The organism is Desulfurobacteriaceae bacterium (assembly GCA_039832905.1).
Taxonomy (GTDB): domain Bacteria; phylum Aquificota; class Aquificia; order Desulfurobacteriales; family Desulfurobacteriaceae; genus Desulfurobacterium.
Genome location: JBDOLX010000030.1, coordinates 21,651 through 32,986 on the forward strand (window position 1 = coordinate 21,651; position 11,336 = coordinate 32,986).

11 protein-coding genes are annotated in these 11,336 nt (G+C 35.6%); 10 read left to right on the plus strand and 1 reads right to left on the minus strand.

Annotated elements, in window-relative coordinates; genetic code table 11:
* The 5 genes from ileS to ABGX27_01925 form a co-directional block, all read left to right on the plus strand.
* Window positions 1-2,590: isoleucine--tRNA ligase (gene ileS / locus ABGX27_01905; protein ID MEO2068251.1), on the plus strand; the 2,590-nt coding region annotated here is incomplete at its 5' end.
* Window positions 2,577-3,290, plus strand: a complete 714-nt coding sequence (radC, locus tag ABGX27_01910) for a DNA repair protein RadC (GenBank protein MEO2068252.1) — start codon at window positions 2,577-2,579, stop codon at window positions 3,288-3,290. The genes ileS and radC, both read left to right, overlap by 14 nt.
* Window positions 3,290-4,249 carry a D-glycero-beta-D-manno-heptose-7-phosphate kinase gene (gene rfaE1, locus ABGX27_01915; protein MEO2068253.1) on the plus strand — a complete coding sequence of 320 codons (960 nt, stop codon included), beginning with the start codon at window positions 3,290-3,292 and terminating at the stop codon, window positions 4,247-4,249. The genes radC and rfaE1 overlap by 1 nt, the downstream gene beginning before the upstream one ends.
* Window positions 4,250-4,260: 11 nt before the next feature.
* The gene (locus ABGX27_01920) at window positions 4,261-5,190 is read left to right on the plus strand and encodes an ATP-binding protein (GenBank protein MEO2068254.1); all 930 of its coding nucleotides are present in this window, start codon (window positions 4,261-4,263) and stop codon (window positions 5,188-5,190) included.
* Window positions 5,184-5,993 carry a menaquinone biosynthesis protein gene (locus ABGX27_01925; protein MEO2068255.1) on the plus strand — a complete coding sequence of 270 codons (810 nt, stop codon included), beginning with the start codon at window positions 5,184-5,186 and terminating at the stop codon, window positions 5,991-5,993. Before ABGX27_01920 ends, ABGX27_01925 begins: the two co-directional genes overlap by 7 nt.
* On the opposite strand, the gene ABGX27_01930 is transcribed toward ABGX27_01925, so the two are convergent.
* Entirely contained in the window at window positions 5,982-6,674 is a 693-nt protein-coding gene (locus ABGX27_01930) for a hypothetical protein (GenBank protein ID MEO2068256.1), read from the minus strand. The genes ABGX27_01925 and ABGX27_01930 overlap by 12 nt on opposite strands.
* 80 nt (window positions 6,675-6,754) lie before the next feature.
* On the opposite strand from ABGX27_01930, the gene ABGX27_01935 reads away from it, so the two are divergent.
* The 5 genes from ABGX27_01935 (at window position 6,755) to ABGX27_01955 (ending at window position 11,010) form a co-directional block, all read left to right on the plus strand.
* Window positions 6,755-7,639 carry a DUF4388 domain-containing protein gene (locus ABGX27_01935; protein ID MEO2068257.1) on the plus strand — a complete coding sequence of 295 codons (885 nt, stop codon included), beginning with the start codon at window positions 6,755-6,757 and terminating at the stop codon, window positions 7,637-7,639.
* Entirely contained in the window at window positions 7,639-8,616 is a 978-nt protein-coding gene (locus ABGX27_01940; GenBank protein ID MEO2068258.1) for a DUF3365 domain-containing protein, read from the plus strand. Before ABGX27_01935 ends, ABGX27_01940 begins: the two co-directional genes overlap by 1 nt.
* Before the next feature lie 69 nt (window positions 8,617-8,685).
* On the plus strand, window positions 8,686-9,255 hold the full coding sequence (locus tag ABGX27_01945) for a class II aldolase/adducin family protein (protein ID MEO2068259.1): 570 nt from the start codon (window positions 8,686-8,688) through the stop codon (window positions 9,253-9,255).
* Between the two features lies 1 nt (window position 9,256).
* Complete coding sequence (locus ABGX27_01950) at window positions 9,257-10,120, plus strand: prephenate dehydrogenase (GenBank protein ID MEO2068260.1); 864 nt, start codon at window positions 9,257-9,259, stop codon at window positions 10,118-10,120.
* An 83-nt stretch (window positions 10,121-10,203) separates the two neighbouring features.
* Window positions 10,204-11,010 carry a TonB family protein gene (locus tag ABGX27_01955; GenBank protein ID MEO2068261.1) on the plus strand — a complete coding sequence of 269 codons (807 nt, stop codon included), beginning with the start codon at window positions 10,204-10,206 and terminating at the stop codon, window positions 11,008-11,010.
* The last annotated feature ends 326 nt before the right edge of the window (window positions 11,011-11,336 follow it).

The window sequence follows — 11,336 nt, forward strand, 5'->3', positions numbered from 1 at the left end:
AAACAAGATTTTGAAAGATATCATCATTAAATCAAAAGCTATGCAAGGGTATCAAACTCCTTTCGTTCCAGGTTGGGATTGTCATGGTCTCCCAATAGAAAGGGCAGTTTTTCAGAAAATAAAAAAGAAAAAAGATGAAGTTGATCCTGTTGAAATTAGGAAAAAGTGTAGAGAGTATGCCCAGAATTGGATTAATACTCAAAGGGAAGAATTCATAAGACTTGGAGTTGTCGGTGATTGGAAAAATCCTTACATAACTATGGACCCAAAGTATCAAGCTGATATCGTTAGAGAACTTGGAAAATTCTACAAGAAAGGACTTGTTTACAGAGCTAAAAAGCCTGTTTACTGGTGTCCAAGCTGTGTAACTGCTCTTGCAGAAGCAGAAATTGAATACGAAAATGAAGTTTCTCCATCCATTTATGTTTCCTTTAAGATTACAGATGATAAAGACTTAGGGTTGCCTTCTGAATCCTACCTTGTAATATGGACAACGACCCCTTGGACTCTCCCTGCAAACGTTGGGGTAGCTGTTAATCCAGATTTCACCTACGCTCTTCTAAGGTCTAAGGACAGATACTACATTGTTGCAGAATCTCTTTTAGATGACTTTAGAGGAAAAGCAGAGATAGAGGGAGAAGTTGTAAAGACGATAAAAGGAAAAGACTTAGAAGGAGTAGAATACATCCATCCTTTCATAGATAGGAAAGGAAAAGTTGTTCTTGCTGATTACGTCGCTGCCGATACTGGAACCGGTCTTGTTCACATTGCTCCGGGGCACGGTGAAGAGGACTATCAAGTTGGTTTAAAGTATGGTCTCCCAATCCTCGTTCCTGTAGATGACTATGGAAGATTTACAGAAGAAGTCCCAGAATGGCTGAAAGGTTTGTCAATCTGGGAAGGAAATAAAGTAATAATTGAGAAGCTAAAAGAAATTGGAAATCTCCTTTTTGCAGGAACAATTGAACACTCCTATCCTCACTGCTGGAGATGTAAAGGAAAAGTAATCTTTAGAGCTACTCCCCAGTGGTTTATCTCTATGGATAAAGGTTCTCCAACCTTAAGAGAAACTGCTCTAAAAGAAATAGAAAAAGTTGAGTGGATTCCAAGCTGGGGTGAGATAAGAATTAAAAATATGGTTGAGCAAAGACCGGACTGGTGTATCTCGAGACAAAGAATTTGGGGAGTTCCAATAGTCGCTTTCTACTGTAAAGAGTGTGGTGAGGTAATCTTTTCTAAGGAAATTGCAGATTATGTAGCAGATATCTTTGAAAAAGAATCTGCCGACGCTTGGTATACAAAAGAAGCTAAAGATTTACTACCTCCTAGTTTTAAGTGTCCAAAGTGTGGGGGTAACAACTTTAAGAAAGAGATGGACATCCTAGACGTTTGGTTTGACTCTGGATCCTCCCACGCTGCCGTTCTTGAAAGAAGAGAAGAACTTTCTTCTCCAGCAGATCTATATCTAGAAGGTTCTGACCAACACAGAGGATGGTTCCAAGCAAGCCTTTTAGAATCTTGTGGAACAAGGGGTAAAGCTCCTTATAAAGCAGTTTTAACCCATGGATTTACCCTTGATGGAAAAGGTAGAAAAATGAGTAAATCTTTAAAAAACGTTATTTCTCCTTTAGAAATCATAAATAAATTTGGAGCGGATATTCTAAGACTTTGGGTATCAAGCGAGAACTTCACAGAGGATGTGAGAATTTCTGAAGACATCTTAAGACAAATTACAGAAAGCTATAAAAAGATAAGAAACACACTAAGATTTATGCTTGGAAATCTTAGCGATTTTACTATTGACAAAGCTTTATCCTACGAGGAACTCGAGGAAATAGACAAGTGGGCTATAAATAGGTTTTACATTTTGAATAATGAAGTGATTAAAGCCTATAATGAGTACAAGTTCAGTAGAATATACAGACTCGTTTATGAATACTGTGCGAATGAATTAAGTTCTATCTACCTTGATATTCAGAAAGATACTCTTTACTGTGAAGCGAAGGATTCTAAGAAAAGAAGAAGTGCTCAAACAGCAATTTACAGGATACTTTATGGGCTTACCACTCTAATTGCTCCTATTCTGTCTTTTACAGCTGAAGAAGTCTATTCTTACATACCTAACAAAGAAAAAGAATCGGTATTCTTAGAGGAATTTCCTCCTCTTTGTGAAGATTTAGACCGAGAGATTCTAGAAAAATGGGAAACTTTAATAAAAGTTAAATCTGTAGTAAATAAAGCTCTTGAAAAAGCAAGAAGTCACAAAATGATTGGGCATTCACTTGAAAGCTTAGTTACAATTTACGTTGATGGGGAACTTAGAGAGTTCTTAGAAAGCTATAAAGATCAACTTCCTTACATCTTTATTACCTCGGGTGTGGAGATTAAACAGCTTGCTGCTGCACCATCCTGTGCTGTTCAAGATGAGGAATTGATTGAAGATCTTAAAGTGAAAATTAAGAAAGCTGAAGGTACTAAATGCGAAAGGTGTTGGATGTACAGTACAACTGTTGGTAAGGATGAAAAGTATCCTGATGTTTGTTCAAGATGTGCGAAAGTCCTGAGGGAAATGGAAGGTGAAGAACAATAAAAGGGGCTCTGTCCCCTTTTACTCTTTTTACACAATAAAGGAACTTCCTGAGACCGATAGACCTCGAGAAAAACTTTTGAGATTTGGAGTAGAAAACTTAACAGACTCGGAACTTTTAGCAATTTTACTAAGAACAGGCGTAAAGGGAAAGAACGCCATAGAGCTAGCGAGAGAAGTTCTCAACTGTTTTAATGGTCTCAGTGGACTTTTAAATGCTTCTATAAAAGAACTTCTTTCATTTAAAGGACTTGGAAAAACCAAAGCTATCACTTTAATAGCTGCTTTGGAACTTGGAAAGAGAGTTACATTTTTTAGAGATTTCTCTACGAAGATAACCTCTCCTGAGAATGTATTTAAGATTCTTTTGGCAAAACAGATAGGACTAAAAGTTGAAGTTTTCGGACTATTAACTTTAAACTCTAAAGGAAAACTTATTTCTATCCACGAAGTAACAAAAGGCGGGAGTAACTTTACTTCAATTACTCCCAAAGAGGTTTTTTATCCTGCTATTAAAGATATGGCTGAAGCGGTTATTTTGTTTCACAATCACCCTTCAGGGGATCCAACGCCGAGCAAAGAAGATATTGAAATTACCCAGAAACTTTTAGAGTGTGCTTCCTTTCTCGACATAGAAATTTTGGACCATGTTATTCTTGGAAAAGATTCTTTCTTTAGTTTTAAGAAAGAGGGGCTTTTGTAATGTTTAGAGAAGAGATATTAGAAAAGTTTGAAGGTAGAAAAATATTAGTAGTTGGTGACTTTATGCTTGACGAGTACATCTTTGGAAGGGTTGAAAGGATCTCACCAGAAGCTCCTGTTCCGGTAGTTGATGCTAGAGATATTACCCTTAGGTTAGGAGGAGCTGGAAATGTTGCAGCCAATCTTCGCTCCTTAGGAGCTTACGTTTGGGTTCTTGGAGTCGTTGGAAGCGATGAGAAAGGAAAAATTCTAAAGAAGCTTTTAGAAAAAGTGGCGAATACTTCTTGGCTTATAGAGGATGATGATAGACTTACAACTGTAAAGACGAGAATTGTAGCTGGTTCTCAGCAACTTTTAAGAGTTGACTGGGAAAACAAAGACTATGTAAAAGCTTCGATTTCTGATCAGATTCTTGAGATGATTTCTAAAAATTATAAAGAATTTGATGCAATAATAATTTCTGATTATGGAAAGGGTGTCATTACTCCAAGCCTTTTTGAAATCACAGGAGAAGTAAAAAAAGAAAGACCCATAACTTTAGATCCAAAAGAGAAAAACTATCCTTTTTACAAAGACATAACTACTATGACCCCAAATATGAAAGAAACTTTTCAGGCAGTAGGGATAGAACCTATTAGTGATGAAAAAGCGGAAAAAGCCGGTAAATTGCTTATAGACAAATTTAAGTTAGATTATGCAGTAATTACCAGAAGTGAGAAAGGACTATCTGTTATTGGAAGAGATTTTAAGAAACACATTCCTACGCGGGCTAAACAGGTTTTTGATGTAACAGGAGCAGGAGATACGGTAATTAGTGCTTTCACTTTGGCAATATCCGTAGGGGCAACACCTACTGAGGCTGGAGAAATTGCAAATTTAGCAGCCGGAATAGTAGTAGGAAAACTTGGCACAGCTACAACTACGGTTGATGAAATATTAAAAGCTTACAAAGACTTGTAAGGGGTAAGCAGATGTTATGTAGGATATGCAAATCTAAAGGTAAGAGAAATAAGGCTGTAATTTACATTAGACACCATAGGTTAGCTTTGTGTAAAGAACATTTCATTGAGTGGTTTGAAAAACAGACTGCGAAAACAATAAAGAACTTTAAGATGTTTAGCAAATCTGAGAAAATTCTAGTAGCTGTTTCTGGAGGAAAAGACAGTTTATCACTTTGGCTGGTTCTTCATAAACTTGGCTATGAAACCTACGGTTTTCATGTTAGCTTAGGTATAGAGGAATGGGACTATTCAAAAAACTCCTTAGAAATCTGCCGAAAGTTCTCGGAGAAGATAGGTAGACCTTTAATTGTTTTCAATCTTAAGGAAAGTTTCGGTTATACGATAGAAGAAATTGCAAAAGGCAGTGGAAGGAAGGATGTTTGTTCTGTTTGTGGAACTTTCAAAAGGTATATTATGAACAAAATCTGTAAGGAAAAAGGTTTTAAAGTTGTGGCTACTGGACATAACTTAGATGATGAATCTGCCCTTCTGCTTTCCAACACAGTAAGATGGGAGATAGGATACCTTGGTAGGCAACATCCGGTTCTACCAGAGAGTAACGGTTTTGCAAGAAAGGTAAAGCCGTTTGTGTTCTTTACAGAAAAAGAAATCGTGAGCTATGCAATTTTAAATGGAATAGAGTATTTAGATAGTGGCTGTCCAAATGCGAAAAAAGCAACTTCTCGTATATATAAAAGAGCTCTTGCATTAATTGAACATGAAATGCCTGGAACAAAACTTCGTTTCTATAAAGAATTCTTAAAGAAAGCTAGACCTATTTTTGAAAGAGAACTAAAAAGCTCCTTGGAACTCAAAGAGTGTGAAATCTGCAAGATGCCTACAACAAGTTCTGTTTGCACTGTTTGTAGAACCTTAGAAAGGGTTAAGGATAGATGTTAAAGGTTGGAAAGATAGAGTACTTAAATACTATTCCCGTCTACTATGGATTCTTTACTGGAGAAGTTCCAACCGAAGACATAAAGTTTGTGGAAAGTGTTCCATCTGAACTTAACCAAATGCTTAGGAATGGGGAACTTGATATCTCTGTTATCTCTTCTTATGAATACATCTTAAACAGCGAAAAATATCTTCTGTTTCCTAATTTCTCTATCTCTGCTAAGAAGAAAGTATTTAGCGTTCTTTTTCTTTCAAATGTTCCCATTCATCAGCTTCACCGTAAAGACGTTTGGTTAACCAAAAGTTCTATGACTTCTAAAGAACTCTTAAAGTTTATCTTAAAGGAAATTTACGGTGTAGAACCAAACTATAGGTACTATTCTTTAAAGGAAGGAAATCTTCCTAAAAATCCTACTGCCCTCTTAGTTATAGGTGATGACGCTTTAAAATTTTCACAAGCTAAAAAATTTCCTTTTGTTTATGATCTTGCGGAAGAATGGTTTAACCTCTTTGGTTTACCGTTTGTTTTTGCCCTTTGGGCTGTGAGAAAAGATAGCTTTGAAAAGAAAAGAGAAAAGGTAATAAACTTTTACAGACGTCTCAAACTTTCTAGAAGCATTGGACTTAAGTCCCTACAAGAAATTGCCACTGTTTACTCTTCCCGTTTAAACTTACCCACTACGCTATGTTATAAGTATCTTTCTCACCTTGAATTCAACTTATCTCACGAAAACTTGAAAAGTCTTAAGAAATTTTCTGAAGTTGTAAATAAACCTTTTAGTATTGAATTTGCTTTACACGAATAAAAGTCTTTGTCTAAGTTCTTCTTGAGCTTCCTTGTCTTCCAACTCTTTTACGATTATCTCAACTAATATTTCGTAGTCTCCTCCTTTCTCTTTCCATACTTCTACAGCTTCCTCAAAAACCAGCGATGCAGCTATTCCAAAGTAATCTGAGAGAATAGTTAAGATTTTATCCATATCTAACTTTTCCAAATCAGCGTTGCTTGTGGTAGTTGTTTTTGTCTCTTCCTTAGATCCAGGCAAAATCTTTGTTAATTCTTTACGGACTTCCTCTTTCAGTTCTTCTGGCAATTCACTAATTATGTTTCTTATAAACTCTTCTACCGTTTGGGATTTTTCCAGAGCATCCTTGACCGTTAACTGTGAAGCTATACCAAAGAAAGGGAATATGACATTCAAAACCTCATCAATTTTCTCTTCTGGGAAGGATAAGAAGGTTTTAGCAGCTTTCTTAACACTTGGAACCTTTCCGGTAAGTCTATCTATAATGCTTTTATGAAAAGCCTTAACCTCTTCATCTATATCTATTCCTTCTTCATTAGGAATTGCTTTCTCTAACCTTTTTATAGCCATTCCATCTTTAAATATATTTGTGACTATCTTTCCTGAAGCCTTGTAGTACTCTGTCTGAATATGGTATACACTGTTTCCGGCTTTAACATCTTGGTTTATTGAAGTTCCCAATGTTCCCTCCTGGGCTTCTAATATTGTAAAATCAATTATACAATTGCAAAAGTATAGAATTTAAAAATGGAGAGGTTAAGATGGAACTTAAAGGGGGTTTCAAGTCCACGTCAGAAATCTTGGATTTGCTCCAAATAGTAGCCCTTGGACGCAAAGAAGGAAAAGTTAACTTCAAAACAGAAGAAGGAAGGATTACAGTCTACTTTAAAGATGGTAAATTTGTAAATTTTGAATCTGCAATTCCTCTTTTTGAGAAACTTAGGAACAAAGTAGTAAACAAGGAAGTAGATATTTTTGACGCTGCAAAAGTTATACTCCATTTTTTATCTTTGCAGGACGAAGGAGAATTTCACTTTATAGAAGAATCCATAAATGTTGAGGAAATAGGAAGTGGAGATACAATGAACATAATGATGGACTTTACTAAGGAAGTAGATGAAATGCCTCCAAAACTTAAAGATATACTAAAAAATAATTTGTCTTTTACTCTTTCTGAAAGTCTTGAAAGCAAAGAAGTATGTTTCAGGAAAGAAGACTGGAAGATTTTTGTTGAAGCTGTAAAAGGAAAAAGTTCACGAGATATTGTTTTTCTTAACTTTCCCCTTCAGGACAGCATAAATGTTTTGTCCAATTTGCTAAATCAGGGAATAATTTCTCCAGCTAGTTCAGGAGAAGAAAAAACGATTGTTTCTTCCAATAAAGAGAATATAGCGGGTCAATATGTATCTCCTGAGAAAATGGAGAAGATTAGATCAATACTTCTTGAAGTTATGGGACCAATGGGAGAGTTTCTAATAGATGAAACTATGGATGAACTTGGTATAAGTGAAATTTCCGTTAGTCAAGTTCAAAAGTTCGTAGATATTTTAGTGTCCAAGATACCGGAATCTTGTTTTATTAACGGTGAAAGTTGTAGAGAAAGGTTTAAAGAGGACTTTACAAAAATATTGCTAGGAGGTGATTGATGCTCAAAAATCTAAGTATTACCGTTAAAGTCTTCTTAGTCTTTATAGTAGTTATAGCACTTTCAGCTGTATCTTTCGTTCATTTGCTTGATAAAACTTACGAAAAGAGTCTTGTATCTCAGGGTAGAAGTATTGCGCAACAAATTCTTCTCTTCCGTAAGTGGGCTGCAAGCTTCGGTGGAGTTTGGACAAGAGATAAGTATGATCCTCAGTTCGGATATCTCATGGAAATAGAAGCTTCTAATGGTACTGTGAAGGCATACAAGACTGATGAAACTCTAGCGGATCTAGGAGATGTTCACTTCTATCTACACAACCCTGCTCTTGCAACAAGGGAACTTTCAAAACTTTCTAAAGCTGAATATGGGTGGACTTTTAAAGTTGTTTCCGATAGATACATGGCTCCTGAAGGAAAACCGGATAAATGGGAAAGTATGGCTATTAAAAAGATAAACTCTGATCCTGAGTTCAAGAAGATAGGAGAGTACTGGAGCTGGGAAGGAGAAAAATTTAGATTTGCAAAGGCTATCTACGTTAAGGAAGGATGTCTCAAGTGTCACGGTACTCCTGATCAGATTCCACCAGAAATTATGAAAGCTTTGAAGGCTAAATATGGTGATAACGTAGAAAGAGCTATTAACTATAAGGTTGGAGAACTTAGAGGTATTGTTAGTGTGACAATTCTTCCTCCAAGTATTATTTCGACAGCTGTTTCCCTCATAGATATATGGAACATAGCACTCTTAGTTCTTGCTTTCGCAATCTTCTGGTGGGGAGCTAAAAAGGATATTATTGATCCTATTGAGAGACTTACAAAAGCAGCTCATGATATTAGCCTTGGAAAGCTTGACATAGACCTTAGAGTCAGAGGTCTCAAAGAGGAAGAAGTTAAAGATGAAGTTACAAAACTTGCAATTGCTATTGACAGGCTAAGAGCTAGTATTCAAATCGCTATGAATAGGCTTAAGAAAAAATAACTTCTAAGTTATGTTTCAAGTAAAGCCGCCTTTAGTGGCGGCTTTTTTTGTTTTACCAAGGAGGTAAAAATGACTTTTGAAAAGGAAAAGAGAAAACTTGTTTTTGTAGGAAGGGTTATCTTCGAGTCAGGTTTAACTGATACTCATGGTGGTAATATAAGTATGAGAGTTGACAATTATATTCTCATTAAAAAATCAGGAAAAATGCTTGGCTTTTTAGAACCTGAAGATATTGTTATTACAACTTTGGAAGACAACCCTGAAGTTGATAAAGAAGCTTCCATTGAACTAAAGGTTCACAGGGCAATTTACAAAAAACTTCCTTGGGTAAAGGGGATAGTTCACGCTCACTCACCTTATACAGTTGCCTGTTCTCTTCTTTATGATAAAGTAGAACCTCTTGATTCTGAAGGAAAATTAATTCTTGGAACCGTTCCCGTTTTATCGGCAAAAGAAGTTGTATCTTCATACGAAGTTGCGGAGAAACTTCCAGAGCTTTTGACAAAATCCCCTGCTGCTATAGTAAAATCACACGGACCTTTTGCCGTAGGTAGATCAATAGAGGAAGCCTTGAGAAACTTAAGTGCTCTTGAAAACTCTTGTAAAATAATTTCAATCATCAAGTCTATGGAGAGATAAGTTGGAATGGGGATTTAAGGAAATATGCATAGTAGGACTTGGACTGATAGGAGGATCTTTTGCTCTCAATTTAAAACTCCATGGTTTCCCAGGTAAGATTACAGCAGTAGATATAAGTCCTGAAACTATAGAGAAGGGGCTTGATCTTGAGGTAATAGATTCAGGAAGTATTAAACATTCCATTGCAAAAGACGCGGATCTTATAGTTTTAGCTGTGCCAGTTGGAGTCTATAAACAGGTAATAGAACAGCTTAAACCTTACATATCGGAAGGTGCTATAGTTACAGATCTTGGAAGTGTTAAAGGGCATCTTGTTTATATGTGTGAAGAACTTCTAAGAGGAGTTGCTCCTTTCGTAGGAGGACATCCAATCGCTGGGACGGAAAAATCCGGTGTGGAAAATGCCGTAGAGAATCTTTTCAACGGTGCAAAGTTTATAGTTACTCCTACTGAGAATACTGATAAAGAGGCTTTAAGAAAGATAAAGGCCTTATGGGAAAAACTTGGATCTACCGTAATAGAAATGGATCCTTTCTACCACGATAAAGTCTTTGCAGCAGTAAGCCATTTACCTCATGTTGTTGCCTATTCAATAGTTGATGCAATAAGTAAGCTTTCTGACGAACTAAGTACCGACCTCTTTAAGCTCACAGGAGGGGGTTTTAGGGACTTTACAAGAATAGCAATGAGTGATCCTGTTATGTGGCGAGATATCTGTATAGAAAATAGAGAGAATATTTTAAAAGCTTTGAAAACATTTAAAGCTTCGATAGAGGAAGTAGAGAAACTAATAGAAGGAAACAATAAAGAAGCACTTAGGAATTTCTTTGAATCATCAAGAAAGAAGAGAAGTTCAGTTAAATAAGATAAATGAAAATAAACTTTATCTTCTCTTTCCTTTTCTCTTTAATTTTTCATCTGACTATTATTTTTGTATTTTTTACTTACTTGGAGTTTTCTAGTTTTGTTCCTATTCAGCAAAACCAAGAGAAATTGGTCTTCATAGAACTTTCTGACAATATAGAGACGAAAATTCTAAAAACTAAACCTTTGAGAAAGTTAACAACAAAAGGAAAACAGAATAAAAAAGGAATGATTGTGAAAAATTCAAGAAAAAGAAAGGAGAAAAGGAAAATAACAAAGATTAAAAAACAAGAAACTGCTAGTAAAGAACTTTCCTACAGGAAAAAGGTTAAAGTTCTCAAGGAAGAAAATTTTGAAAAGAAAAGCTTAGTTGAAAGACAGGATAGAAAAAAAGGAGAAAAAGAATCTGATCTTAATAAGAGTAGTCATAGTTTCAATGAAAAAAGGGAAAAAAGATTTCAAAAGAATGAATCTGAAAGGAAAAGTCGCGAAGTTGAGTCTAAGAAAGAAAAGCTAGCAGCTAAAACAATACAAGCTCCAGAAAAAAGTAAGCCCTCAAATAAACTTCTAAATACTCCGATAAAATCTGAAGAAAAACCGTTTGATAAGAAAGCTTATATATCTCTTGTTCTTCAAGAAATAGAAAGAAAAAAGTTCTATCCACCACTTGCCAAAAGGTTTGGTATGGAGGGGAAAGTTTGGATTAAGTTTATTGTAAATAAGAAAGGTAAAGTTCTTAAGGTAGAAGTTTTTAGATCCAGTGGAAAGAAAATACTTGATAAAGCAGCCTTAGAACTTATAAGTAGATGTTCTTTTCCTCCCTTACCTCAAAACTTTAAAGGAGAGACTTTAGAAATAGAGGTAGCTATAAGGTATAGCTTGGAAGAATAGCTATAAGCCCTAACCATTGATGTTGTCAAGTGGAAAAAGTTAGATTTTTAAGTCTTTTTCGAAAAAAGTATTAAGCTAAAGAATTATCTTTCAACTTTTTTCTTAATTTTCAATAGATATTTTCTATAATACCTATCTATAAAGCAAATAAGAAGGAAGAAAGAAGAAGTGAAGAAGATATTGGGGATAACCTTCTACACAATAAAAGAAGTAGCAGAAATTTTGGGGAAGTCTGAGGCAACTATAAGGAATTGGATCTATGAGGGGAAGTTGGGGGCTACTCAAGTAGGAAGAGACTATTTAATACCTGACGGCGAAATTCTTGA